Source organism: Saprospiraceae bacterium, from assembly GCA_016713025.1.
In the GTDB taxonomy this organism is placed as follows: Bacteria; Bacteroidota; Bacteroidia; order Chitinophagales; family Saprospiraceae; genus OLB9.
This window is the reverse complement of the sequence record JADJPZ010000004.1, coordinates 3963561-3990196: the sequence shown is the minus strand read 5'-3', so window position 1 is coordinate 3990196 and position 26636 is coordinate 3963561. Positions and strand designations below refer to the sequence as shown.

General features: G+C 39.4%; 23 protein-coding genes. 16 read left to right on the top strand and 7 right to left on the bottom strand.

Annotated features, from left to right (window positions below; genetic code table 11):
- Positions 1-27: 27 nt before the first annotated feature.
- From IPK35_23330 to IPK35_23305, 6 genes are all read right to left on the bottom strand, one after another.
- The gene (locus tag IPK35_23330; protein ID MBK8056122.1) at positions 28-2094 is read right to left on the bottom strand and encodes a hydantoinase/oxoprolinase family protein; all 2067 of its coding nucleotides are present in this window, start codon (positions 2092-2094) and stop codon (positions 28-30) included.
- 12 nt (positions 2095-2106) lie between these two features.
- Complete coding sequence (locus IPK35_23325) at positions 2107-2415, bottom strand: REDY-like protein HapK (GenBank protein ID MBK8056121.1); 309 nt, start codon at positions 2413-2415, stop codon at positions 2107-2109.
- A gap of 34 nt (positions 2416-2449) precedes the next feature.
- The gene (locus IPK35_23320) at positions 2450-3205 is read right to left on the bottom strand and encodes a host specificity protein (protein ID MBK8056120.1); all 756 of its coding nucleotides are present in this window, start codon (positions 3203-3205) and stop codon (positions 2450-2452) included.
- 8 nt (positions 3206-3213) lie between these two features.
- Entirely contained in the window at positions 3214-3747 is a 534-nt protein-coding gene (locus IPK35_23315; protein ID MBK8056119.1) for a hypothetical protein, read from the bottom strand.
- A 22-nt stretch (positions 3748-3769) separates the two neighbouring features.
- Entirely contained in the window at positions 3770-5032 is a 1263-nt protein-coding gene (locus IPK35_23310) for a 3-isopropylmalate dehydratase large subunit (GenBank protein MBK8056118.1), read from the bottom strand.
- A gap of 130 nt (positions 5033-5162) precedes the next feature.
- The gene (locus IPK35_23305; GenBank protein MBK8056117.1) at positions 5163-5672 is read right to left on the bottom strand and encodes a DUF3598 family protein; all 510 of its coding nucleotides are present in this window, start codon (positions 5670-5672) and stop codon (positions 5163-5165) included.
- A gap of 209 nt (positions 5673-5881) precedes the next feature.
- Between IPK35_23305 and IPK35_23300 the strand changes: the two genes are divergently transcribed.
- From IPK35_23300 to IPK35_23225, 16 genes are all read left to right on the top strand, one after another.
- A complete protein-coding gene (locus IPK35_23300; GenBank protein MBK8056116.1) occupies positions 5882-6793 on the top strand; it encodes a hydroxymethylglutaryl-CoA lyase in 912 nt (303 codons plus the stop codon).
- Positions 6793-8025, top strand: coding sequence for a 3-isopropylmalate dehydratase large subunit (locus IPK35_23295; protein ID MBK8056115.1), 1233 nt, complete (start codon positions 6793-6795; stop codon positions 8023-8025). The genes IPK35_23300 and IPK35_23295 overlap by 1 nt, the downstream gene beginning before the upstream one ends.
- 20 nt (positions 8026-8045) lie before the next feature.
- Complete coding sequence (locus IPK35_23290; GenBank protein MBK8056114.1) at positions 8046-9275, top strand: MFS transporter; 1230 nt, start codon at positions 8046-8048, stop codon at positions 9273-9275.
- Between the two features lie 24 nt (positions 9276-9299).
- Positions 9300-9797, top strand: coding sequence for a 3-isopropylmalate dehydratase small subunit (locus IPK35_23285; protein ID MBK8056113.1), 498 nt, complete (start codon positions 9300-9302; stop codon positions 9795-9797).
- Between the two features lie 589 nt (positions 9798-10386).
- Positions 10387-13071: a TonB-dependent receptor gene (locus IPK35_23280; protein ID MBK8056112.1), complete on the top strand. Its 2685-nt coding sequence runs from the start codon at positions 10387-10389 to the stop codon at positions 13069-13071.
- 81 nt (positions 13072-13152) lie between these two features.
- Positions 13153-14280, top strand: a complete 1128-nt coding sequence (locus tag IPK35_23275; GenBank protein ID MBK8056111.1) for a CoA transferase — start codon at positions 13153-13155, stop codon at positions 14278-14280.
- 302 nt (positions 14281-14582) lie between these two features.
- Positions 14583-15746, top strand: coding sequence for a tetratricopeptide repeat protein (locus tag IPK35_23270; protein MBK8056110.1), 1164 nt, complete (start codon positions 14583-14585; stop codon positions 15744-15746).
- A gap of 148 nt (positions 15747-15894) precedes the next feature.
- On the top strand, positions 15895-16257 hold the full coding sequence (locus IPK35_23265; GenBank protein MBK8056109.1) for a BlaI/MecI/CopY family transcriptional regulator: 363 nt from the start codon (positions 15895-15897) through the stop codon (positions 16255-16257).
- A 225-nt stretch (positions 16258-16482) separates the two neighbouring features.
- A complete protein-coding gene (locus tag IPK35_23260; protein ID MBK8056108.1) occupies positions 16483-16950 on the top strand; it encodes a hypothetical protein in 468 nt (155 codons plus the stop codon).
- Positions 16941-18158, top strand: a complete 1218-nt coding sequence (locus tag IPK35_23255) for a hypothetical protein (GenBank protein MBK8056107.1) — start codon at positions 16941-16943, stop codon at positions 18156-18158. The genes IPK35_23260 and IPK35_23255 overlap by 10 nt, the downstream gene beginning before the upstream one ends.
- A 6-nt stretch (positions 18159-18164) precedes the next feature.
- Positions 18165-18926: a hypothetical protein gene (locus IPK35_23250; GenBank protein ID MBK8056106.1), complete on the top strand. Its 762-nt coding sequence runs from the start codon at positions 18165-18167 to the stop codon at positions 18924-18926.
- Positions 18923-21181, top strand: a complete 2259-nt coding sequence (locus IPK35_23245; protein MBK8056105.1) for a TonB family protein — start codon at positions 18923-18925, stop codon at positions 21179-21181. The genes IPK35_23250 and IPK35_23245 overlap by 4 nt, the downstream gene beginning before the upstream one ends.
- 104 nt (positions 21182-21285) lie before the next feature.
- The gene (locus IPK35_23240; GenBank protein MBK8056104.1) at positions 21286-21915 is read left to right on the top strand and encodes an ABC transporter ATP-binding protein; all 630 of its coding nucleotides are present in this window, start codon (positions 21286-21288) and stop codon (positions 21913-21915) included.
- A 2-nt stretch (positions 21916-21917) separates the two neighbouring features.
- A complete protein-coding gene (locus tag IPK35_23235; protein ID MBK8056103.1) occupies positions 21918-23222 on the top strand; it encodes an FtsX-like permease family protein in 1305 nt (434 codons plus the stop codon).
- A gap of 64 nt (positions 23223-23286) precedes the next feature.
- A complete protein-coding gene (locus IPK35_23230) occupies positions 23287-23736 on the top strand; it encodes a DUF3299 domain-containing protein (GenBank protein ID MBK8056102.1) in 450 nt (149 codons plus the stop codon).
- A 2-nt stretch (positions 23737-23738) separates the two neighbouring features.
- A complete protein-coding gene (locus IPK35_23225) occupies positions 23739-24662 on the top strand; it encodes a UDP-3-O-(3-hydroxymyristoyl)glucosamine N-acyltransferase (GenBank protein ID MBK8056101.1) in 924 nt (307 codons plus the stop codon).
- A 20-nt stretch (positions 24663-24682) separates the two neighbouring features.
- Here IPK35_23225 and IPK35_23220 read toward each other — a convergent pair whose 3' ends face one another.
- Positions 24683-26602, bottom strand: a complete 1920-nt coding sequence (locus IPK35_23220; protein ID MBK8056100.1) for a peptide-N-glycosidase — start codon at positions 26600-26602, stop codon at positions 24683-24685.
- Positions 26603-26636: the final 34 nt, after the last annotated feature.

Sequence of the window (26636 nt, the reverse complement as noted above, 5' to 3'; positions counted from 1 at the left end):
AAATCTATTGCGTTGTATTGCTGCATATCAATATTCCATTTCTATGATGATGTTTTTAAATTCATCCACACGCACATTCGCATTTTGCCCTACGACAGTGGTACTTTCGTATTCTTCAATGATACAAGGGCCTTTTATCACCATATCAGATGTAAGGGCATATCTTTCGTACACTGGTGTATTTACGAAATCCTGACCCCAAAAAACATTCCTATGTCCTTTTAAAGCCGTTTCACTGCTTTCTATACCGGCTTGTTTGGGAATAAAGCGAGGTGAGGGTCCTTTGACCAATATTCTCCAGGTAATGGCTTCTACCTGAATACCCTCGATAATTCGTCCGTATCTTGTGCTGTATTCTTTTTTGAAATTGGTGATAATTTCGTCCATAGAAGCCTTTCCTAAAGTGCCGTTGGGCATTTTTACATGGATATCATGGCCCTGACCAGCGTACCTCATATCGCAAGTCACATTAACCTGAATATCCTCAGGATCAATACCTGCATTCATGACAAATTGTTTTCCCTTTTGGGTAAGTGTTGAAATCATTTCATTGACTCTTTCCCAATCCAGATTTTCCAAAACAGAAATATAGCTAAAGATTTCTTCTTTAGCCACCGGACTGACCAAAAACCCTAAAGCACTCAAAACGCCCGCTCCAGCAGGTATTATGAGTTGTGGTGCATTCATTAAGCGGGCTGTGTGAAAAGCATGCACAGGACCAGCTCCTCCAAAGGCCAGCATAGAAAAAAATCGTGGATCCAACCCTTTTTCTATGATATGTACCCGAGCTGCATTGGCCATATTTTCATTGACAATACGATGAATTCCCCATGCAGCAGCTTCTACTGTGATACTCAATGGATCAGCAATTTTGTTTTTCATCGCAGAAATTGCCGCTTCTTTATTTAAGGTCATAGTACCTCCTAAAAAGAAATCTGCATTCAGGAATCCAAGGATTAGATCTGCATCGGTCACTGTAGGATGTTCGCCACCTCGTCCATAACAGGCTGGTCCCGGTGTGGAAGATGCACTTTCCGGACCTACCGTCAAAAGCCCAAGGTGATTGATATACGCTATGCTTCCGCCGCCGGCACCTATTTCAATCATATCAATGACAGGAATTCTAACCGGTAAGCCGCTTCCTTTTTTAAATCTTTTTTCTCTTGCCGCTTCAAAATGGTTGGTGATTTCAGGCTCCAGGTCTCTTATCATGGATGCTTTTGCCGTCGTGCCACCCATATCAAATGCCAATAAATCTTTTTTATCTATCATATGGCCAAAAAAAACACCTGCCATTGTGCCGCCAGCAGGTCCGCTCTCCAACAATTGTACCGGCGTTTTCACCGCTCCTTCTACTGTCGTCAGTCTTCCCGCACTATCCATGATGTGTAGCTTACCGAAAAAACCAATGATGTTGAGCTTTTTGATGAGATTAGTAAGGTATTCATGGGTCAATGGTTGAACATAAGCATTCATTGCTGTAGCGCTGGTCCGTTCATACTCCCTGATTTCAGGCATTACTTCACTGCTCAGTGAGTAAGTAATTTCAGGAAATTCATCAGATAATAATTGTCCTGTGATTTGCTCATGTTGCGCATTTGCATATGAATGTAAGTAACTGACTGCAATACTTTTTACGCCTTTACTGACCAAAAATCTGATTTTTTCACGAACCTGATTTACATCCAGACTTTTGATGATCTGTCCGGTATTGTTCATTCGCTCATCTATGCCCACTCGGAGAGCCGAAGGGATGAGTGGTTTTGGCATCGTGATAAAAATATCATATATATCATATCTCATTTCGCGTCCTATTTCCAGGATATCTTCAAATCCCTTGGTAGTAAGCAATCCAGTCTTTGCTCCTTTGCGCTCTATAATGGCATTGGTCACCAGTGTCGTACCATGTACTATAGATTTTATATCAGCTATGGCTAAACGGTTTTTTGTAGTAATTTCATGAATTCCAGTGATGATTCCTAATGTAGGGTCAGGATAGGTTGTAAGGGTTTTGCCAAAATAAATTTTATGATCTGCTTCATTCAATAAAACCAGATCTGTAAATGTACCTCCTATATCTATACCTAACTTCATCAATATATTTTATCAGGCTATTTGGCCCGCCATCATAAATGTGGGATTGTCTGCAAAATCCTGAAACTGTGCAGCAATAGATTTCATGGTGTCTGTACTGATATCTTTACCTAATTGTTCCAAATCATTGACTTCAAGGATTTCTACATATTGATATGGTGCAGGCGACTCACTTCCTAAAACTCCTGAAGTTTTGAATACTTTAAAATCAGATACAGAAGTCAACCTTTTCACTGTGGGTACATCTACTGTTTGTGCCCAGGTTTCATATTTTATCGGTGAAGTCTCGTCTTTGAGATTGAACAATACTATTAATGTCATATATTTGGGTTTTTAGTTGATGGTTATTTTTTATTTATAGACTTTTAAATCCTTTTACACCGGACGTTATCAAACCTTGTACAGAATTTAGTATAATCTGTGCTCCATTTTGGATAAGGCCATCTGCTTGCTCTTTTGTAGCTGCTACTGTACCGATTACCTTTCCTGCTGCTTTAGTTTTTGCAAACACAGTTTCAATTATCTCTTTTACCTCCGGATGATTGGGTCCGTCATAGTATCCCATACTCATGGCCAGATCTCTGGGGCCGATGATAATACCATCTACACCTTCCATATTTACCATATCATCCAGAAAATCCATACAAACAATGTCCTCCATTTGCGGAAAAACTAAAGTATTCTGGTTGGCATATTCTATATATTGAAGTTGGTTCATCGTTCCTGCCAGATAGTCGGCTGATCTTACAGGACCAAGCCCTCTTTTGCCAAACGGCGGATATTTTATCGCATTTACCAGTTCTTTTACCTGAGACAATTTCACTATACCCGGCATCATCACACCAACTATCCCGGCATCCATGTATTGCAATATTAATTTTTCATCGACAGCCCTAATCCTTGCCCACGGAGAGATACCTGTATTTTCGCACGCACGTATCATGTCAACAGCCTGAGATACATCGATAGGACCATGCTCACCATCTATCATATAAAAATCCAGCCCGGCCCAACCCAGGTACTCGCAAATAGTCGGATCAGATGTAGGAGAGATAGCTCCATACAAGATGCTTCCATTCTTGAGTTTATCCTTTGCTTTACTTGATATCATACTTCATTTTATTTTAAATCGGAGACCGTCCCGTCTGCTATTTTTTTTCTTATAAATTCCATCAGACCGCCTGATGCAGCCACTTCTGCCACAAAAGGTGCGACAGGCACACATTGAAATTGGATGTTTTTAGTCAGATTATATACCATCCCTGTTTCAGGGTGATATTCCAGTTCATCACCGGTTTCACATGCTAAATTCATATCTCTTGCGGTGACAAAAGACATACCATAGTTGATGGCATTTCTGAATTGCAATCTTGCAAAACTCGTCGCAAATACAGCTTTTATACCGGCTCCCATCAAACCAGTGATACAATGCTCAATACTCTTGCCACCTCCTGCAAAATTATGGCCTGCAACTATGAAAGTATATCCATGATCCTTAAACCCGTTTTCTTTGTTGAATGCTTCATCCACGCCGGCCATGATCCATTTTGCATTTTCTTCTTTATCTATCGGCGATGTCCAAAACTTCTGAATTACCATTTCATAACTCATCACATAAGTTTTGGCTACCCACGCTTTTCCTCTTATTATCATATATCAAGACTTATTTCGTTTATCATTTAATGTTTCTTGGGTCTGTGATGACTCCAAATATCGATGAAGCTGCGACCACGGCAGGACTTGTCAGATAGATCTGAGCATTTCTGCTTCCCATACGGCCCTTCATATTTCTGTTTCCGGCACTTAAAACTATATCTCCATCACCCGCTACACCAGTGTGAATACCGGCACATGGTCCGCAACTTGGAGTTTCTATAGCTGCTCCGGCTTTGATGAGGGTAGAAAAATATCCTTTTTCAATACATTCCAAATACACATCCTGACTGGCAGGTATGCAGATCATATTGACATCCCGGTGGATATGTTTATCCTTGAGTATATCTGCCATGATGGCAAAATCTTCCGTTCTTCCATTGGTACATGTACCTACAAATGCTTTATTGAATTTAGTGCCAACAACGGCCTCTACAGGAACAACATCGTCCAGTTTGTCGGGTTTGCTCACTGTGGGTCCAACATTGGTAACATCTACTTCATATACTGCGTCATAACGGGCATTTTCATCACTTGCCAACATCTTCCAGTCTGATTTTTGTACCGGTCTTAGATAATCTACAGTTTTTTGGTCCGGCGCTATGATTCCGTTTTTTGCGCCTAAATCCACTGTCATATTGCACAATGTCATTCTTCCCGCAATGCTTAATGCTTCGATGGCTGGTCCCGTATATTCCAAAGCTTTATATATCAAATGTCCGTTCCAATGCATCATACCCATGATATGCAGACTAAGATCTTTTGCCATGACATAAGGTTGCCACTCACCTTTGATGACAAATTTTACGGATTCCGGAACCCGCAACCAACATTTACCAGTAGCCATGGCTACTACGGCATCAGTGACGCCAATAGCATTTCCTACTGCGCCGACTGCACCATAAGTATTGGCATGACTATCTGTACCTATAGAAACTTTTCCAGGTAGGACGTGACCTTGCTCGACCATGATCTGGTGCGCTATACCTTGCCTACCCAGATCATAAAAATACGGAATATCATAACTTCTGACGATTTCCCTCCATTCATTGAGCATGGTTGCCCACTGCTCTGTTGGTGGCGGAACCAAATGATCGCTTACACAAATCACTTTATTTTTATCAAATAGTTTTTTGTCCGGACTGAGGCTCTCAAAAGCCTTAAAACACTGTTTACCCAGATAATCCATAGTCATGACGGAATTAACATCTACCCATACCAACTCTCCCGGAAGGACACTTTCTCTCCCACTATTCAGCGCCATCACTTTTTCTGTTATTGTCATAACCTTTAAAATTACCGATTTTTGAATTACAATGTTCAAATAAAATAATACCCGATATTGCTAAATCCTCAGAAATAAATATTTACCCTAAGCAAATGAGCTTAATTATTTAAGAGTGGTTTTATTAAAATTAATGATCACTTCTGCTTTGGCCTTTGAATCTTCTATCAGGCAATTCTTCCCAAAATGAAGGAGGAATCTCATCCTGCGTTGCTACTTTGCGCTCATTGATCATAGTGATACCCTGAAATTCGTCACCTTCTGTCCATCTCCAGTTCCTGACTCTGTGCGTGCCATCACCTATAAGGTCTATCATTTCAAAAAGCTTGGAACCAGGGCGATTTTTATATGTCCATATAAGACAAACACTGTCCCTGGTCTCCCATGAATAACCTTCTATTCTTGGAGAATCAAAAATAAGTGTTCCTGTCTCATCAAAAGAAGACACACCAAAATCATGCAACTCCTCGTGACCGTCATCCCACATGTAGTGATTTGCTTGGTGATATTTATTATCATCGTACAGTTTGATCGTCAGCCTGCTTTTCCATTGATTGGTTACTTGACCTTCTGCGTTGATTCGGATATAGGTTCCTTCCCATATTCCGGTGTGTTTGGGAAACAATTTTAAATTAAGCATATTTAACAATTTTTTTGCAAATCTAATAAATAGTTAAATAAGTTAACTAATTTTGTGATAAGTTTTTAGAATATTTATTTTATAACTATTGTATGCGGTTGTATCTTTATATATTTGACGTTGACTAATAATCGAACATGAGATAAGGGTATCTAATCTTAAGTAAATAGTAAACAACACCTAAACCAAAAACCATAGATTATCATTTTATGCATCATTATATTTACATAGAAGAGCAGGGTTTGAGGGATGGTTTGCAGACATTGTCTCATATCTTTTCTACGGAACAAAAATTGATTTGGACACGTGATCTGATCGAAGCCGGTGTCAAAAGAATTCAGATTGGCTCTTTTGTGCATAAGGAAAAAGTTCCTGCTATGGCTGATACAGATGCTTTGTTTTTACAATCCAATCATGAACAAAAGGAAGTATTAATTTCCGGGCTGGTATTAAACAAAAAAGGACTTGAAAGGGCTATACATTGTGGAACCAAACACCTTTCTATTTCCTTATCAGCCAGCGAAACCCACTCCCTGAAAAATACAGGTAAAACTATAGAACAGGCCAAAATGGAGATTAAGGAAATGATCGCTTTGGCCAAAGAAAACCATATCAAAGTACGAAGCGGAATTCAGTGTGCTTTTGGTTGCCGCTTTGAAGGCAAAATCAGTGAGAAAGTGGTTATGGATCTGGCTGAATATCTCATTACTTGTGGCGCTGATGAATTGTCTCTTGCTGATAGTACAGGTATGGCACATCCTGTTCAGGTGGATAGAATTATAAAACAAGTTATTTCCATTGCGGGCAATAATCCTATAGGTCTGCATCTGCACAACACCGAAAACAAAGGCTACGCCAATCTTTATGCCGGATTAAATGCCGGTGTGACTATCATAGATACAGCATTCGGAGGATTGGGTGGCTGTCCATTTATCAAAGGGGCTACCGGAAATATTGCCACCGAAGACGTGGTACATATGCTGGATCAAATGGGCGTTGATACTGGTATTGACATCTGCAAAATAGCAAAGATAAGCTTAGAGATAGAAAAAGTATTGGGTAACCCTTTGCCTGGTTTGATGTATAAACTGATTCAAAATAAAAGCATAGCTTTAATATAATGGGAAAAACGATAGCAGAGAAAATCCTGAGTATAAAGACAGGAAATGATGTAAAGGCCAACGATATAGTCATAGCTCCTGTAGATGGTATCATGGCTACTGATACCACAGCTCCATTATCTATCAAAGCCTTTCTGTCTATGGGTGGTAGTCGGGTATGGAATCCTTCAAAATGCTCATTTATAATCGATCATGCCGCTCCTGCACCCAATGAAAGAATTGCCAACCTGCATCAAATGATGCGTGATTTTGCATCAGAGCAGGGATTTCCGCTGTATGACATAGGTGAAGGAGTCTGTCATCAGGTCATCATGGAAAAAAGACACATCAAGCCGGGCGACATCTTCATGGGAGCGGACTCGCATACTCCTACTGGTGGGGCACTTAATGCATTTGCCTGTGGTATGGGTAGTACAGATTTGGGAGCCATCATGCTTACGGGCAAAACATGGCTGAAAACACCGGCTACCATCAGAGTTATATGTAATGGTATATTACAAAAAGGTGTACATGCCAAAGATCTTGTGTTGTATCTGACCGGTAAAATCACAATATCCGGTGCGACTTATCTTTCTGTAGAATTTCATGGTGAGACTTTTGAAGCTATGGGACTTTCAGACAGAATGTGTGTAGCCAATATGCTGGCAGAGATGGGAGCCAAAACTGGTTTTATTCACCCTAAAGGATTGAAACTTGATTATGACTTTAACGCAGTTTTCCCGGACGTTACCGCTAGTTACGTTAAAACCTTTGAGTTTGATGTTTCGGATCTAAACCCCCAAATTGCAGCACCTGAGTCTCCTGATAATGTTATGAATATTGACCCACATTTAAGAACAAAAATAAACTATGCTTTTATTGGCACTTGTGGCAATGGAAGATTGGAAGATTTGCATGTGGCAGCTGCTATACTTAAAGGTAAAAAGATAAAATCCGGTGTTCGTTTCATCATAGCACCGGCTTCCCGCAAAGTTTTACTTGAAGCAATGCTGGATGGTACTGCTTATACATTGGTTGAAGCCGGAGCCACTATCATCAATCCCGGTTGTGGTCCTTGCGTAGGTACACATGAGGGCGTACCCGGAAATGGAGAAACCGTTATTTCTGCGGCCAACCGAAATTTTAAAGGAAGAATGGGAAATCCACATTCCGATATCTATCTTGCGGCACCTGCGACGGTAGCCGCTTCCGCATTGACCGGTGAAATCACTAATCCTGCCCAACTTCTGTAATTTCTAAAATTAATCCAACAATGAGTCAAGAAGTAAATAAGGTTTCCAAAACAATGGTACTTGCAGTAGTCGCTTCATCGTTAGGTTTCTTTGTCGATCTCTACGATATCATCATAGTTAGTGTGGTAAGGCAGGCAAGTCTTTTGTCACTTGGTGTACCTGAATCTGAACTTTTGTCAAAAGGAATCTGGCTATTGAATATACAGATGATAGGAATGCTGACAGGTGGATTTTTGTGGGGTATACTTGGGGACAAAAAAGGGAGACTAACCGTTTTGTTTGGATCCATACTAATGTATAGCTTAGCTACATTTGCCTGTGCATATGCGCCATCTTATGACGTGTATCTTTTATTAAGATTTGTTGCAGGTGTCGGACTTGCCGGGGAACTGGGTGCTGCTATCACCTTGACTACAGAGCTTTTGCCTCAAAAGTATCGGGGTATTGGCCCTGCGATCATTGCATCTTTTGGTATGCTGGGTGCTATTTTTGGGAGTGTCATAGGAGGCAGATATTCCTGGGAGTTTACTTATCAGCTTGGTGGCATCATGGGATTGGTTCTTTTATTTCTTAGGCTGGGATTGTTGGAGTCGGGTTTTTATGAGCGACTGCAGGAGACAAAAGTCGAAAAAGGAAATTTTCTGATGCTTGTAAAAAATAAAAAATTATTTAAAAAATACATAAGTGTCATTTTGATGGGATTTCCTGGTTGGTTTGTCAATGGAGTAGTCATGACCTTTACTCCTGAGATAGCAAAAGCTATGGGCATGACTACCATTCCCAAGGTGAGTACCGTTTTTATGGTTTTTTTTATTGGGTTTACTTTTGGTGATTTTTCCTGCGGCATGGTCAGTCAATGGCTGCAAAGCCGAAAAAAAGCGATACAACTGTATCTGGGAAGTTTTGCGCTTTTGCTGGCGCTATACTTTTTAGTGGGAAAAACATCAGAAATGTGGTATTACGGTCTATTCTTGTTTATGGGCATTAGTGCAGGTTATACTATTGTATTGCTGACACTGGCCGCTGAACAAACAGGTACAAATCTCAGGGCCACAGCCACAACATCTTCTCTTAATCTATTAAGGGCTTCTGTCATTCCACAGACAATAGCATTTACCTTTTTCAATAACTATGTCGGGGCATATCATGCTGCTATCATAGTAGGAATACTCTCTGTGGGTATAGCTGCCTGGGCTTATACAAACCTGGAAGAGACATTTCACAATAATCTGGATTTTGTAGAACAATAACTTACTCACTTTTTAAAGATTATCATGAAGACCAAATACGTTTATGGGGACAATATCGATACAGACCGAATCATTCCCGGCAAATATACCAAAACGCTGGACATGAGTACGCTGGCACAACATTGTATGGAAGACCTGGATCCTTCTTTTGCCACTACCATTATAAAAGGAGATATCGTGGTAGCAGGAGATAATTTCGGCTGTGGATCCAGTCGTGAACAAGCTCCGTTGGCACTTCTTCAGTCAGGAGTTTCTTTGGTGATAGCCCGATACTTTGCCCGCATTTTTTTTAGAAATGCCATCAATGTTGGGTTGCCGGTCATCGAAATACCAGATCATGATATTGAAAAAGGCGATGTCTTAGAAATTGAAATAGAAAAGAATTATGTCAAAAATATAACAAAGGAAAAGTTCTATACTTGCAATGCTTTGTCTCCGGTGATGATAAAAATAATGAAAGAAGGCGGTATGGTCAACTATCTAAAAAAATACGGAGATTATGAAGATGTAGCCGTCAAATAAGGATTACTTTTATTGATAAGTCATTAATTATCAATTTTGGTTTGAGCAACATAATACCAAAAGTAAATTAACTAATAGAATTTTATAACATTTTCTGACTGCTTCTTTTATTTCAAAAAAGCATAAGTCGTTATATTAATTCAATAGTAAGTAAAATCAAACTAATATTATTCTTTTGAATGGCACATTTGGGTGTGTATAACATATTGCACTTCTTTTAGGGTAAGAATGAAAACGAGCAAACGGCACTTTTGAGAATGTGTCTAGATGGAATATTTCATCAATTTACCCCCGACCCCTGAAGGCCCCTGAAGGGGAGATCAGATGTCTGAAGAGTGGTAAAGGGTGGGGCGTCTCAAGCGTAGCTTGACAGGCTCTTTAGGGAATGAGGGTAGCGGGGAAGAAAATATGAATTTGTGCAATTTGTTATACACACCACATTTGGAAACATGATATAAGTTTTACAAAAATTTTTAATTTTTTTTATTCAAAATTATAATAGTTAAGCAAATTAACTACTTTTGTATTATAGTTAAATTACTTAACTATTTCAATCAATCTTTTTATTAATCAAAACAATCTCTTAAAAATGAAATCATTGAGGCAAATGATCAAAATCAAAAGGAATTTATCACTATTTTTAGTTTTATTTTCTGTTGGGTTTTCTTATGCGCAAAAGGCTGTAACAGGTAGAATTACGTTACCTGATAATTCGCCTGCGATAGGCGCTTCAGTCACAGAAAAAGGAATCAATAATGCGACTATTACTGATGTAGAAGGAGAATTTTCATTAAATGTGTCTTCAGATGATGCAGTATTGGTGGTTAGCTACATCGGGTTTAAGAACATTGAAGTAAAATTAGACGGGCAAAGTCGAATCAATACCCAGTTTTCAGATGAAGGGACATTACTTGAAGATGTAGTAGTCACAGCAAGCAGATCAGCAATGCGAAAATTAGTGGCCCCTGCTACAGTCGAGACGGTCAATGCCAAAAAACTTGAAACACTAAAACCGGAATCATACAACGAAGCGCTCCAAAATGTTCCGGGGGTATTTGTAAATCCTAACCAGGGAAGAAGAAATAACATCAGATTGCGAGGGTTTCCAGATGGTACACCTCTAGGAGGTATGGCTTATACTGCCGTATTACTAGACGGTATTCCCACGCTTGCAACACCGGGAAAATTGCCTGAAAATGGATTTGGTTTTGACAATAATATAGAGAGAGTCGAACTAGTAAAAGGATCCGCGGCGACATTATTTGGAAGAGGGGCTGCTGCAGGTGTTATAAACATGATCACAAAAACCGGTGGCAGTAAGCTCGGAGGGTCTGTGAGACTTACTAACTATAATGATATTTTAGATAAAGGAGGATTCAACTACAGAGCTGACTTCAACTTAAATGGACCTATCTCAGAAAACATTCGTTTCAATATCGGAGGATGGAAGTTGAATGATACTGGTTTCAGAAATACCGGCTACAATGATGATGGTTTCCAACTCAGGGGAAATGTAGATTTTCTGTTTCCCTCCAATAAAGGTAGTCTTAGGGTTTACGGACAGTATGCAGATTTCAATTTCCAGAACCTCGCAGATGTCGCTGTAGATGCCAATACACTTAAACTGGCACCCGGATGGAAAAATACAGATACTTACAATTTTCCAAATGCCAGTAAGATTAACTACAGAATCATGGTAAGAAATGCTAAAAATCCTGCTACACAAGTATCTCTCAAAGATGACAAAGGAAACGAAATAATTAGAAATTTTGGGACAGCCTTGGATGGAGGATCTTATGCAAAAGGATTTCACGCAGGTGCACGTATCAGATATGATATCGGTTCGGGTTTTGAAGTCGAAAACCACATCAGATATCAGGATATGGAGACAGGTACAAAATACGGATTTGCACTTCCTGCATACTATAATGCCAACAATGTATCCAGATTGCTTTTGGACGGTGACAATGCTGACAAGGAAATCATCAATGATTTTAAAATTTCAAAAACCATCGAAGGAGGAAGTATGACGCATAAATTTTCAGCAGGGGCTTATTACTCAAGCATAAATTTACTTCCTACTACATACAGCCTTGCACACGGTAGCAATACTAAACCTGACAGTTTGCGATTACAAGGTGCCTTTACCGGTGTACCTGTTGCATTGGGAACTGACGGAAACTTCGCCATTCAAAATGGAGGTATCACCCGCAGAGGTGACTATACAGAGAGAGTAATGGCATTTTATGCGGGAGATGAAATTAAAATAGGAGATAAATTAAATGTATTACTTGGATTCAGATATGATGACCTGAACATAGATATGACCGAAACCAAATTTCCGGCGGACAGTGCACTCACCAGAGTTGAAAAGTTTTCTGACTGGTCAGGCACTATCGGAGCCAATTACCAGTTGACTGAAAGCTCTGCCATCTATGGTAACTTCAACAGAGCTTTTCGTATGCCGGATTATACAGCTTTCACATCTCTCGAGTGGACGAGTGCTACTAATAGAACATTATTGAGAGCACCAAACGGAATCAATAAGAACGAAATCATATACAACACAGAAATAGGATACAGAAATACTTTTGGTGATTTAAGCCTTGATTTTGCATTGTTTCACACTCAGATCAACAATCGGCTTGCTGCTATTTTTGAAAACGGTATTCTTGTTTCAAAACCATTGGGAAGTAACAGAATCATGGGTTCTGAAATTAGTTTATCATACAAACCATCTATGGTCAAAGGCCTTAGTCTGAATACTTCTCTCACTTATCAAAATGCCAGATTCACAGATTTCAAAATATCTACCACGGCCGATCCTGCAAAAGATCTATTTGGCAACAAAATCATTCAAGAAAGTGCAACAGTAAAATCTCTTGATCTTAAGGATAAAAAACTACCTGGTGTTCCTGAATTTATGTTCAACTTTGTCGCTGAGTATTCACACAAATATTTTGGAGCAGACTTTGGATACAACATCGTGACCAACAGATATCAGGATGCTACCAATATCCTGGAATTGCCTTCCTTGGCAAATATAAACGCTGGTATCTATGGCAATATCAAAATCAGTAGCAATACGCTAAAAGTAGGCGTCCTAGCCAGAAATCTTACAAACGCGGAAGCATTGGTGAATATAGCCGGAGCATCAGATAATGATACGTTTCTTTTAAGAAAACAAGGTGTTGCTGCTCAGCAGGGTGTATATGCACATGGCTATATGCAATTACCAAGAAGGATTTTATTTTACGCATCTTATACCTTTTAACATAACTCAAATCACTTTTCTAAACCATGTCGGTCATTACTGGCATGGTTTTTTTATTTAACCTAAAAATTCAATATTACTATGAGTGGAAATCTGCCGTTGGAAGGGCTTAGGGTTTTGGAGTTTACACACGCTGTCATGGGACCTACTACGGGCTTGTTGATGGCAGACATGGGCGCGGAAGTTATCCATATAGAACCGATCGAAGGCGATAGTACACGCAGGCTCAAGGGCTTTGGTACTGGATATTTCCCTTTCTATAGTCGAAATAAAAAAAGTCTTGCCATCGATATTAAGTCAGAAAAAGGGAAGGAAGTCATATTGAAATTGGTTCAAAAAGCTGACATCGTAGTCGAAAACTTTGGGCCCGGCACAATGGAGAGATTAGGTTACGGATATGAAGATTTAAAGCCATTGAACAAACGTTTGATTTATTGTTCACTTAAAGGATTTATGCCTGGACCGTATGAAAAAAGGCATGCTATGGATGAAGTGGTACAAATGATGGGTGGTCTGGCTTATATGACCGGTCGGACAGGAGACCCTCTTAGGGCAGGAACTTCGGTCATAGATATCACAGGAGGTATGTTTGGGTTTATTGGAATACTTACTGCCCTTTACGAACGCGAAAAGAGCGGTGAAGGTAAATTTGTACAGGCATCTCTCTTTGAAACTACCGCTTTTTTGATGGGTCAACATATGGCGTATGGTGCCATTACGAAAACACCGGTACCTCCTATGCCGGAGCGTGTAAGCGCATGGAGTATCTATCGCATATTCGACACATCTGATAGTCAGCAAATTTTTATAGGTATCATCAGTGAAAAGCATTGGATACGATTTTGTGAAGTGTTTGAATCGCAAAATTGGCTCAATGACCCTCGTCTAAATACTAATAATGATCGAATAGCTGAACGCGAATGGTTTTTGCCGGAAGTAGAAAAAAAGATGAAACAATACTCCAAAGCTGAAATAACTAAAAAATGCGAACAAGCTGATATACCTTTTGCACCAATAGCCCGGCCCGAAGATCTATTTAATGATGTTCAGCTCAATGAGGGGAAAGGTTTGCTTGATACCGTACTTCCTGATGGCACAGAAACAAAATTACCTAAAATACCACTAATATATGGTAACTCCTACTTTGGGTTAAGGTTGGACCCTCCGGATATCGGGGAGCATAATGACGCAATAATGTCAGATTTGTAATTATAAATATTGACCCTTGCCTGAATGTTGGTTGACATGGTTAAATGGCCCAAGAAGATGAGAAAAGAAATTAATCTAAGACCATGGAATAAAGAAGATCTTAATAATTTGGTCAAGTGTGCCAATTAATGGAATATTGCAAAGAATTTGACAGATAAATTCCCATTTCCAAACAAAGAGGAATATGGAAAAGAATTTATTGAATTTACAACTAAAGAAAAAATGTAAAAAATAGTTGCGCAACTAATTTATACGTTGTATATTTGTTTTATCATTGAAAGATGATAACAAAATAACATTGCATGAAGTCACCATTTTATATTATTCTGTTGACTATTGTTAGCTATCTGCGGATCCTGGCTCAGGATCAATCGTGTTACAAGGGCGACACATTTTTGGCATCGCAGGATTATTTTGCAGCGCTTGAGGCATATATGGTCTGTTATCACGTGGACACTTCCTATAAAAAACCACTATCATCCGCAGCCAACTGCCTGTATCTGCTGGGCGACTATCAAAAGGCAAAAACATACTATCATCTGCTGGAAACGGATACACTGTACGATACAGATGCTAAAATAAAACTCGCATCCATTTACGAATCACAACAAAACCTGCCCAAAGCCATAAGATATAACATCGCTCTTTCAAAGATTTTTCCGGGCAATCCATTCTATCTGAGGAAACTGGGAAGTCTTTTTCAACAAGGCAACGAACCTACACAAGCACTACAATCCTATCGCGCTGCCATCAGACTCAATGACAGAGACTTGCTGGCTGTCCAGGGTTTGTCGGAAATGATGTTGTCACTTGAGCAACCTTATGTAGCCGATTCATTAATTACCAAAGCCTTGGCCATCGACAGTACTCATATCGGACTTTCTCTTTTACACGGCAGAGTAAAATACAAATTAAAAGATTACGTATCCTGCGCAAGTATCCTACACAAACTCACCTATCTGACCGAACTGAACAATTATTACAACAAAATGCTGGGATATGCATTTATGCAGATAGATTCATTGGACAAGTCGGTATATCATTTGCAAAAATCATTGCTCAATGAAGGAGATCCTGAGTATGCACTGTTTTATCTGGGCCTTGCTCATGAAAAGAAAAATGAATATGAAAAATCAAAGTATTTCTTCAATGAAGCCATAAAGGCAGGAATTTCTGAAGATCTGGATCAATATCATCGGGGTTTGGCGCGTATCAACAGTGCTGCAGGTCATTATAAAGAAGCCGTTGAAAATTATCAGACCAGCCTCAAATACCGCAACGATCCTAAAGTTTATTTTTATATGGCGTCCGCGTCTGAGCAATATCTCAAAGATAAATCAAAATCCATTGAGTACTACCAGAAGTTTTTAAGTGCCAATACATCAGACACCTCCATGAAGGAAACTGCCCGAATTCGTGTAAAATTGCTCAAAGAGCAACGATTTATGAAAGGTGATTTGAAATAAGACCTGTGTAAAATATTGGGTAGTTTAATTTTTTTTTAAATAATGTATAAAATAGTTGCACAACTAAATAATACGTTGTATATTTGTGTCGTTAGTTGTAATCAAGCTATAAACAAAATTAGCACAATATATAAAAACAAGAATTCAAATGCAAAAATTGACAAAAGCGGAAGAGGAAATCATGCAATTATTTTGGGACAAAGGGCCATCATTAGTCAGTGCGCTCATCGAAGAAATGCCGGAACCAAAACCACCACATTCATCAGTCTCATCTATCGTCAGGATTCTGGAGAAAAAAGGGTTTGTAGCTCATAAGGCATATGGTAAAACATACGAGTATTTCCCGACAATCAGCAAAAAAGAATATTCCAGATTTTCGCTCTCAAAACTTATTTCCAACTATTTTGAAGGTTCAGTCAACGAGCTGGTATCTTTTCTGGTGAAAGAAAATGATATTACACTTACTGAGCTCGAACGTATCAAGCAGGAATTGGCAAACAAGAAAAAATAATTGTAACCTAAATATCTAAAAGGATTCCGTTATGAAGGCCAAAATTACAATAAAATCAACACTTTTGACGACAAATCATAGTGTGTGCAGCTATGCTGTAGTCATCACTATGGTGCGAAGTCAATGGTGATCCGCCGCGGCGGAGACTGATTTTGCAGTAATTTTGGGCTGTAATAGGAAATTCATATTAGATTTTTAGGTGTAAATGTATCAAAATAACTGACTATGTTCACCTATCTCATCCAATCATCCGCCTGTCTCATTGCACTGTACAGTATCTACCACTTTGTGCTGGCAGAACTGACCTTCTTCAGGCACAATCGTGCTTATCTCCTGGCGGCTATCATTTTATCGCTCATGGTGCCGGCCTTAGCACCATATATTGAGTTGCCACAGGAGAGCCTGCCGGTCGTCCACTGGAGCTATATAGCTGCTGAAATGCAACAAATTTATGTCACGCCTGATGAAGGCTTAGACTATGAAGCATTGATGTGGATGGCTTTGGGTGCGGTCTATTTTATCGGAGTTTTAGTGGTGATGGTAAGGATGTTTTTGGGTTTAAACAGGATAAGGACTTACCATAGTACAGGTGTCAAATATGTAAAAAGCGGATACACGCTCATCACCACCGATGCGGTGCATCTCCCTTTTCATTTTTCAATAGTGTATATATCAGCCGGCATGTGCCACTGAGTGATCATGTACAGACGATCCTCGACCATGAAAAAATCCATATACGACACTGGCATACAGTTGACGTCCTGTTTGCCGAGATAGTACAGGCTTTTTATTGGTTCAACCCGGTGATGATATTTTACAAACGTGCCTTGCGTCAGGCGCACGAATATCTGGCTGATGACATTATCTGCAGGGACAAATCTGTAAGTAGCTACACGGATTTATTGCTCAGCAAGTCACAATCAGGCATGGAAATGGCGCTTGCCAATCAATTTTTTTCTTCACAAATCAAAAAACGTATTCACATGATGACAAAAAATAAGACAGACCGGCATGCTGCATGGAAGTATGCATTGGTGATGCCATTACTACTCGGTTTAGTAGTGGTTTTTGCATCTCCTGAGATAAAGGGAGACATCCAAAAAGTAATTGCAGATATTATAACCGACACCATACCTGCTACCCAAAGTGCAAATTTAAATGATGTACAAACACAATCAATAAAAAACCTTCCAAAACCTCCTGCGCCACCGCCGCCGCCACCACTGTCAGGTCCGGAAAAAACTGAGCCAGACCATATGGAGCTCTTGAACATTCTTTTGACCAGACAATCCACAGAAAGGCCTTTGGTCATCGTTGACGGTGAGGAAAAAGAAACAAATTACCTCTCAAGAAAGGGATATATGAGTGGTGATGTTACTATTATTCTACCGAGTGAAGCAGAAAAGATATATGGTGAAGCTGCAAAGTATGGGTGTGTAAAAATTGCAAATCCAAAATTTGACATCAACAAAGTTGTGGATGCATTTTACAAACATATCAAAGATGAAGAATATTCTAAAAAATTAATTAAATCGTTTTCTGATACTGAAAATACAGACTCTTTGAAGATGTATAAAAACAAAATAAGCCAAATAATGGAAAAAACCAGACCTACTATGATCGCTGCCTTAAAAGAACAAGAATCCAGAAGTCTGGATGTAAATCTGACCAGGTTGACCAAAGGTGAAGAAGTGAAATTGCCTGCTACATTCAAAATAAAGAATAATGACTCGGAAGAAGATGTACAGATAAAAAAGGGAGATTTATTTGTATCCGGAAACGGGATAAGACTTGAAGAGGATATAGATTATGTCGTCGATTATGGAAAATCAACAATAAAAATCACAAATCCGTTTGTGATAAATGGAAAACAATCATTGAATGTTTCATTTAAAAAATAACTGACTATGTTCACCTATCTCATCCAATCATCCGCCTGTCTCATTGCACTGTACAGTATCTACCACTTTGTGCTGGCAGAACTGACCTTCTTCAGGCACAATCGTGCTTATCTCCTGGCGGCTATCATTTTATCGCTCATGGTGCCGGCCTTAGCACCATATATTGAGTTGCCACAGGAGAGCCTGCCGGTCGTCCACTGGAGCTATATAGCAGCTGAAATGCAACAAATTTATGTCACGCCTGATGAAGGCTTAGACTATGAAGCATTGATGTGGATGGCTTTGGGTGCGGTCTATTTTATCGGAGTTTTAGTGGTGATGGTAAGGATGTTTTTGGGTTTAAACAGGATAAGGACTTACCATAGTACAGGTGTCAAATATGTAAAAAGCGGATACACGCTCATCACCACCGATGCGGTGCATCTCCCTTTTTCATTTTTCAATAGTGTATATATCAGCCGGCATGTGCCACTGAGTGATCATGTACAGACGATCCTCGACCATGAAAAAATCCATATACGACACTGGCATACAGTTGACGTCCTGTTTGCCGAGATAGTACAGGCTTTTTATTGGTTCAACCCGGTGATGATATTTTACAAACGTGCCTTGCGTCAGGCGCACGAATATCTGGCTGATGACATTATCTGCAGGGACAAATCTGTAAGTAGCTACACGGATTTATTGCTCAGCAAGTCACAATCAGGCATGGAAATGGCGCTTGCCAATCAATTTTTTCTTCACAAATCAAAAAACGTATTCACATGATGACAAAAAATAAGACAGACCGGCATGCTGCATGGAAGTATGCATTGGTGATGCCATTACTACTCGGTTTAGTAGTGGTTTTTTCATCTCCTGAGATAAAGGGAGACATCCAAAAAGTAATTGCAGATATTATAACCGACACCATACCTGCTACCCAAAGTGCAAATTTAAATGATGTACAAACACTTTCAGTAAAAAACGAAACAATCAAAATTACTTTAAAAAACGGAGTAGTAGAATCGTACGATCTGTCCGACTCCAAAGAATCTGAAATTTTTCAGGAAAAATATGGTGAATTGGCGCCACCACCTCCTCCTCCGCCACCACCCATGCTACATGGAAATGCCCTGATCCCGGAAGGTGTTGAGTCAATAAAAGTAGAAGAAGATCGAATCATAGTAAAACATACTAATGGTATTTCAAAGTTTTTCTATTTGTCGGACCAAGGAGATATGAAGACATATAAAAATTTTTATGGTGAAATTCCAAAACCTCCCGCACCTCCTTCTGTTAATGAACAAATTCCACCACCACCGCCACCACCAATACCATCCAATGTAAAGGCTATAACTCAATTTTTGGGTCAGAAATCCAAACCTTTATTTGTATTAGACGGAAATAAATTGGAAAGTGATCAAAAATTAAATCTCCATCCCGGAGATATAGAAAATGTATCAGTTCTTAAAGGTCAATCAGCCACTAATCTTTATGGTGAAGAAGGAAACAACGGAGTGGTCATTATCACGACAAAGTCTGCAATAAAAGAGATATTCAGGGTTGTGGAACAAATGCCACGCTTCCCAGGGTGCGAAGACATAAATAATGACAAGGAAAAAGAAGATTGTGCCAGAACCAAGTTACTGGAGTATATTTACAGAAACCTCAAATATCCGGCCGAGGCCCGTAAAAAAAATATCGAAGGACAGGTCGTAGTACAATTTGTTATAAAACCTGATGGCCTTATAAAAGATGTAAAAGTTGTTAGGGAGATAGGTGAAGGATGTGGCAGTGAAGTGAAAATCCTCGTAGAAGGAATGAATAAAATGGCGGTAAGATGGATACCGGGCAAACAACATGGTAAATATGTCAATGTACTTTATACACTTCCGGTAAAATTTGCATTACAGGGCAATGATGGAAAATCAATCAACAATAATGAAACCCCTCATATAAAGCCAATAAGCAATGGAGAGATATTCAAAGTTGTCGATCAAATGCCGCGCTTCCCGGGGTGCGAAGACCAGCCAGTAGAACACGAAAGAGACGACTGTGCAAAAACCAAGATGCTTGAGTATATATATCAAAACCTTAAGTATCCTCAAGAAGCCCGAAAAAATCAGGTAGAAGGACAAGTAGTTTTACAGTTTGTTGTTCGTGATGATGGCAGCCTTGGAAACATCAAAATTGCAAGAGATATCGGTGCCGGCTGTGGTGAAGCAGCAGCCCATGTAATAGAGAGTATGAATGACAAAAGTTTAAGATGGATACCAGGAGTACAAAATGGACAAAATGTCGATGTACTGTACACTTTACCGGTGAAGTTTAAGCTGGAAGGAAATAAAAGATCTTCAAATCAAGAATCAAAACCTATTGTAGATTATTTTACTAATAATGTCAACTGGAAAGAGTGTGCAGAATTAGATAATATATTTGGGAGAATGAAGTGTTCAATTAAAAAGACAAATGATTTTATAAAACTTCATTTAAATTATCCTTCAGAAGCACGTAAAAATAATATTGAAGGCTCTTGCAAGATTAGGGCCTACTACAACGAAAAAGGAATACTTACTAAAGCTGAAATCATGGAAGATATAGGACATGGCTGCGGAGAAGAAGCCTTAAGGGTTGTAAAATTAATGCCGGAAATGTCACCGGCTCAAAAGGATGGTAAACCAGTAAATGGCTCTTTACCTATTTTAATTAATTTTTCACTTAACAGTAAAGTTCAGCAAAAAAATGAGGCTAAACCAAATAATTCAAGTATTAAAATGGGGATTTCTGAAGACAGGTTTAAGGTTAAACCTAATCCTGCAAAAGAATCAATAGAATTTTTATTATCGACATGTCTGCCCGAAGATCTTACAGTTGCAATCACAGATATTCAGGGTAAAATGCTTTTCCAGAAAAAATATAAAAACGATTATCATTTGTTTTCACAGCAAATAGATATCCGTGAATACAATACTGACATCCTGATATTATCTGTCACACAAGGCGACAAAACAGTAACAAAAAAGATTGTGGTCAGTAAATAAGTAATACATATTCCAATTCTTATAAAAGGAGACAGACAACATATTTTGTTTGCCTCCTTTTACATTTTTTATTGGAAATAGAACGAAATCACTACCTTTGCATCATGATATCGACACAAAATTTAAAGTATACATATCCAGGAGGCGCTTTGCTGGAATTTCCTGACTTTAGTTGCGATGCAAAAGATGTAATGTTGATTCTTGGGACTTCAGGAGTAGGTAAGACCACTTTATTGCATTTATTGGGTGGTATACTGACTACACAGCAAGGGAGCATCCTAATCAATGACACTGAAATCAACAAATTGTCGGGCAGCGCACTCGACAAATTCAGAGGACAAAACATCGGCATCGTCTTTCAACAGAATCACTTTGTACATTCGATCAATGTGCTGGAAAATGTTTTGCTCGCTCAAAATATGGCCGGAAATCCAACGGACAAAAAACAGTGTATGACCTTGCTGGAACGTCTGAATATAGGTCATAAAGCCAAAAAAAGTATCAGAAATCTGAGTGAGGGCGAAAAACAAAGGGTGGCGATAGCACGTGCATTGGTCAATAACCCCAGACTTATACTGGCAGATGAGCCTACATCGGCTTTGGATGACGTCAATTGCAATGAAGTATTATCACTTCTTGAAGAACAGGCCAAAGCAGTTGGATCAGCCCTGATTGTAGTCACCCATGACACCAGATTGAAAGACAAAATTGCTCACAGAATAATATTACAATAACCATGAATATACTAACACTTGCCTGGCGTAATATTATCAGCAATCCACTGAACCTGCTCATGAGTATCATCCTGTTTGGACTCGGAGTAGGGCTCATATCATTTTTGCTTCTCTTCAATACACAGCTCAAAGATAAATTTGATAAAAATCTTGCGGAAATAGACCTGGTAGTAGGTGCGAAAGGAAGCCCGCTGCAGATGATTCTCTGCAATATGTACCATATAGACAATCCGACCGGTAATATTCCTATAAAAAACGCTGCACCATTGCTAAAGGACTTGCACCCGCTTATCAAAAAAGCGATACCGCTCTCTTTGGGAGACAATTATAAATCTTATCGCATCGTGGGAACAAATCACGACTTTGTGGATTTATATGGCGGTAAGCTTAAAGAAGGACAATTGTGGAAAGAAGTGCTCGAGGTCACCATTGGCAAATCTGTAGCAGATGAAACCGGCCTGAAGATAGGAGATACCTTTTCCAGTGCACATGGATTTACTGAAGATGATCATGTACATGATGAGCATTCATTCAAAGTTACTGGTGTCCTTGAAGGAACAGGTACTGTAATGGACCAGTTGATCCTGACCAATACGGCATCTGTGTGGAAAGTGCACGAAGGTCATGGTGATGATAGTGAAAACCATGATCACGCCCATGAAGGTGAAGAGCATGACCATGCTCATGGAGACGACCACGCGCTTGACGATGGCCATATCCATGACAATAGTAATCAGGACTTACTCCACCATATGGATCAGGAAATCACTTCTGTACTGATCCAGTATAAAAACAGAACCAACTTCCAGGCACTCAACTTCGGGAGAAATATCAATGAAAATACCGAAATGCAAGCCGCTTCACCGGCGATAGAGATCAACAGACTTTACAATATGATCGGTGTTGGTACCGACGCCCTGAGAGGATTGGCCATCCTGATAGCCATAGTTTCTGCACTCAGTATATTTATATCATTGTTCAAAAGTATGAGGGAAAGAAAGTACGAACTTGCCTTATTAAGAGTCATGGGTGCCGGACGTGGAAAAGTCTTTTCACTCATCATACTTGAAGGTTTGATATTGGCTGTCATCGGATTTTTAATAGGTACATTGCTGTGTCATATCGGAATGGAAACCATTGCAAAGTACCTGAAAGCCGACTTCAGATATAGTTTTACAGGATGGACATGGATTAAAGAAGAGTGGTGGGTCTTTGGTGTATCCCTTGTTTTGGGTTTTGTAGCTGCTTTGATTCCCGCCATTCAGGCTGCCAGAACGGACATTAACAAAACTTTATCTGAAAAATAAACCAACTTTGTCACAATTAAAACACAATCGGCGTTATACTGTTTGTTATTCATAAATACATAAAATGATCAGAATTATCGTTTTTTTCATCCTGATTGCACTTAACTTACCAGAGATGTATGCCCAGCAGCCACTCACTGACAATATCTGGAAGACGCTTTCAAAAATCAGCTACAAAAAGGAATATGATGAATTGATGGGATTCAAGATAGACAAACCGGTATTCAGCGAATCCGTCAAAGCCCTCGAAGGTAAGGAAGTAACCATCAAAGGATACATCATTCCTGTAGAAGGATACAAATCACACAAAGAGTTTATTTTTTCAGCATTCCCTTACAGCATGTGTTTTTTCTGTGGAGGAGCAGGACCCGAGACAGTGATGGAAGTGGAAGCGACTGAAGGTATCAAATACTCTGCGGATGCCATTATCATCAAGGGTATCATAAAGCTCAATGACAAGGATATCAACCGACTGATGTACAAATTGGTCAATGCAAAACTAGTGAAAAGCTAATTATGAATTTTACTATACCCATTCCCGTAAAGGAATTAGTAAATAAATTCAATCTTGAGCTGATTGGGGATGAACATCAAATGGCCACAGGAATCAATGAAATTCATAAAGTAAGGACAGGAGATATCACTTTTGTAGATATCGAAAAATACTATGAAAAATCACTGAAATCAGCCGCTACCATTATCATCATCAATAAAAAGGTAGCTTGTCCTAAAGGAAAAACTTTACTGGTTGCGTCTGCCCCGTTTGCCGTATATAATCAGATAGTATGGGAGCACAGGCCGATGAAATACCTGCATTCGGACCGAGGTGAAAATATCATAATAGGTCTGAATACTCATATAGATCACGGCGTTCACATAGGTCATGATGTGACTATAGGCTCCGGATGTTATATCCAGCCGGGAGCTTTTATAGGTGACCAAACCATCATAGGTGACAATGTCATTATACAGGCAGGTGCATTGATCGGAACTGATGCATTCTACTACAAAAAAATCAATGGCCAATACCATAAATGGAGATCAGGAGGCAAAGTCATCATCGGGGATGATGTGGAGATCGGAGCAGGTTCTACTATCAACAGGGGTGTATCAGGTGAAACTATCATAGGTGCCGGTTCAAAACTGGACTGTCAGGTTCATATCGGTCATGGAGCAGTTCTGGGCAAAAATTGCATGGTGGCTGCTCAGGTAGGTGTCGCAGGCAAAACGATCATCGGTGACAACTGTGTGATCTACGGTCAAGCCGGAATAGCCCAAAATCTTATAATCGGTGATAACTGCATCATCCTGGCCAAAACCGGTGTATCTAAAAATCTTGAAGGCAACAAAACCTATTTTGGATATCCTGCCGGCGAGGCCAGAGAAAAATTCAAAGAACTGGCAGTGCTTCGTATGATGATCAATAAGGAGGAGGATTGACTTTCTGATTTGACATACTATTAATTTCTTCTTTGTGCTCCTTCTACCCGAATTCTTTTATTGTACTTCAGCTCGCCATTTAAAAATACTTTCAGATAATATCTCTGAACAGGTCGGTAAGAAAGATCATAAGTAAACGTACCGGCTTTTAGATTTTTGTACATGTGGTCCTCGATCAGTATGGCTCCATCATCGGTAATTATTTGTACTTTAACGTCTCCGGCTAATCCATGAAAATAATTCAACGTTGTTGGCCCTGTGGTCCTTGTGGGATAAACCATCACAGATGGCTCTAGATTATAAGGGCTCACTTGAGTATGGTCATCACTTACCGAAAAAGCATACCTCATAAAGCTTCCAAAATCGCTTTCAAATTGTTTCAGAAGATTTCCTTCGGAATCCTGAAGTCGGAAAAAACCACTTCCACCTCTGTTATTGAACCAAAACTCGAGGCCATCACCTTGAGTATCTTCCACCATGAGTTCGTAGTTGCCGGCAGATAGTCGTAATGTGTCATAAAATATTTTGTCCCTGTCAAGGCTGTCAAATTTTCTTTCGTACAAACTTTGACCACTCATGTCTGTAACACGAATAGAATTGTGTTTCGGCTGATTATTTGTTTTAAAGGCTACAACGAGGATATTTTTATGAACCGGCAGCTTTGAAAATGTTGATTCCATTGTATTGTCCGCAGGATATATATCGTTTTTCCCATTTGGGGCACTGAGTCTGGCAATAAAATTGTTAACACTTTTTCCTGACTCAATGATGCCTGGCAGTAAAACTGTATCTTTCTGACCAAAAGACAGATGGCCATTCCAGATATACTTTTTTTCAGGAAAACCCTTGGTTCCATATAGTATCTGAAGAAAAGTTAAAGGTTGATTTCCCTGATTTTTGATGATCACTTCTGCATTATATCCTGAGGGATTTTTTCGTCCGTGTATCTTTTTATTAGAAGGTACTGTGATATCTTCTATACTTACATCATTGCCCTTTATATTTCTTTTGTATTGAATGACGTACGCATTAATATTTTCTACTGCCTGATTGGGCTGAATAAAATACGGCTCCATGTTGACATCAACCACATTTTCTGAAGAGAGCGGAAAGTAATAATCATCAGTTGCCGGAAGATTTCCGGGACACCAGTATGCACGATCTATGAGCCATGTACCTGCTTGCGGAAAAAGTGGGTTATCTCCACATTTTTTCCAGAGCGATCTAGTCTCTATGGTTTTGCCATTAATCAGAATTTCCCTTTTTTTTGAGCAAAATTCACCACATCCATCGGGAGGATTCATTCCGTGTCCGGTTTGAGAAATTTTTAATGCTCCGAACACCGCATCTTTATGCTTTCTGAATGAATAAGGAGTTAACTGGTGTTCAATGGAAACGCTATCTCCGTATTTGTAGCTCCCACTATAGATTTTATGGATGCTCACAGGTTGTACTGTAGGTTTTCCTTTGATTATTTCAAAGTCTAAAGTGATTTTCCAACCTCTGTCATGATTGGGTTCGTAGCCACTGTGGTAGTATTCGATTTCTACACTGTCACGCAGCAGTAAACCGAAATCTGTTATATCTGTTTCCCACTCAAATTCCCAGTTTTTAGTAAATGCGCCTCCATAAGGTGTAAGCATTCTGGCAACTTCGTAATCAAGGCTTTCCGACTTGACACCACCTTTTCTTTTGATCGATATAAAATCCAGATAATCCCAATCTGCACACCTCAAACTATCGGGACAACCAAATTTTACATGTAAAATTATTTTCCGAATATCTGTCCCGGCATTAGGAAAAACGCCCCACATTTTATAAGATTTAAATCCTGCAGCAGGATCAGTAACTACAACAGTTTTATTATGTGTGATTACATGCATCGTATCCGAAGCTTTGGCTCCGGTCGACATTAACAGGAAAAAGAGAATATACTTCATGTGGTTTTGATTGGAAATAGTACAAAGATACACT

Excerpts from the sequence above, each read along its gene's own strand:
- IPK35_23330 (MBK8056122.1), bottom strand. The coding sequence starts at position 2,094 with ATGAAGTTAGGTATAGATATAGGAGGTACATTTACAGATCTGGTTTTA.
- IPK35_23325 (MBK8056121.1), bottom strand. The coding sequence starts at position 2,415 with ATGACATTAATAGTATTGTTCAATCTCAAAGACGAGACTTCACCGATA.
- IPK35_23320 (MBK8056120.1), bottom strand. The coding sequence starts at position 3,205 with ATGATATCAAGTAAAGCAAAGGATAAACTCAAGAATGGAAGCATCTTG.
- IPK35_23315 (MBK8056119.1), bottom strand. The coding sequence starts at position 3,747 with ATGATAATAAGAGGAAAAGCGTGGGTAGCCAAAACTTATGTGATGAGT.
- IPK35_23310 (MBK8056118.1), bottom strand. The coding sequence starts at position 5,032 with ATGACAATAACAGAAAAAGTGATGGCGCTGAATAGTGGGAGAGAAAGT.
- IPK35_23305 (MBK8056117.1), bottom strand. The coding sequence starts at position 5,672 with ATGCTTAATTTAAAATTGTTTCCCAAACACACCGGAATATGGGAAGGA.
- IPK35_23300 (MBK8056116.1), top strand. The coding sequence starts at position 5,882 with ATGCATCATTATATTTACATAGAAGAGCAGGGTTTGAGGGATGGTTTG.
- IPK35_23295 (MBK8056115.1), top strand. The coding sequence starts at position 6,793 with ATGGGAAAAACGATAGCAGAGAAAATCCTGAGTATAAAGACAGGAAAT.
- IPK35_23290 (MBK8056114.1), top strand. The coding sequence starts at position 8,046 with ATGAGTCAAGAAGTAAATAAGGTTTCCAAAACAATGGTACTTGCAGTA.
- IPK35_23285 (MBK8056113.1), top strand. The coding sequence starts at position 9,300 with ATGAAGACCAAATACGTTTATGGGGACAATATCGATACAGACCGAATC.
- IPK35_23280 (MBK8056112.1), top strand. The coding sequence starts at position 10,387 with ATGAAATCATTGAGGCAAATGATCAAAATCAAAAGGAATTTATCACTA.
- IPK35_23275 (MBK8056111.1), top strand. The coding sequence starts at position 13,153 with ATGAGTGGAAATCTGCCGTTGGAAGGGCTTAGGGTTTTGGAGTTTACA.
- IPK35_23270 (MBK8056110.1), top strand. The coding sequence starts at position 14,583 with ATGAAGTCACCATTTTATATTATTCTGTTGACTATTGTTAGCTATCTG.
- IPK35_23265 (MBK8056109.1), top strand. The coding sequence starts at position 15,895 with ATGCAAAAATTGACAAAAGCGGAAGAGGAAATCATGCAATTATTTTGG.
- IPK35_23260 (MBK8056108.1), top strand. The coding sequence starts at position 16,483 with ATGTTCACCTATCTCATCCAATCATCCGCCTGTCTCATTGCACTGTAC.
- IPK35_23250 (MBK8056106.1), top strand. The coding sequence starts at position 18,165 with ATGTTCACCTATCTCATCCAATCATCCGCCTGTCTCATTGCACTGTAC.
- IPK35_23245 (MBK8056105.1), top strand. The coding sequence starts at position 18,923 with ATGATGACAAAAAATAAGACAGACCGGCATGCTGCATGGAAGTATGCA.
- IPK35_23240 (MBK8056104.1), top strand. The coding sequence starts at position 21,286 with ATGATATCGACACAAAATTTAAAGTATACATATCCAGGAGGCGCTTTG.
- IPK35_23235 (MBK8056103.1), top strand. The coding sequence starts at position 21,918 with ATGAATATACTAACACTTGCCTGGCGTAATATTATCAGCAATCCACTG.
- IPK35_23230 (MBK8056102.1), top strand. The coding sequence starts at position 23,287 with ATGATCAGAATTATCGTTTTTTTCATCCTGATTGCACTTAACTTACCA.
- IPK35_23225 (MBK8056101.1), top strand. The coding sequence starts at position 23,739 with ATGAATTTTACTATACCCATTCCCGTAAAGGAATTAGTAAATAAATTC.
- IPK35_23220 (MBK8056100.1), bottom strand. The coding sequence starts at position 26,602 with ATGAAGTATATTCTCTTTTTCCTGTTAATGTCGACCGGAGCCAAAGCT.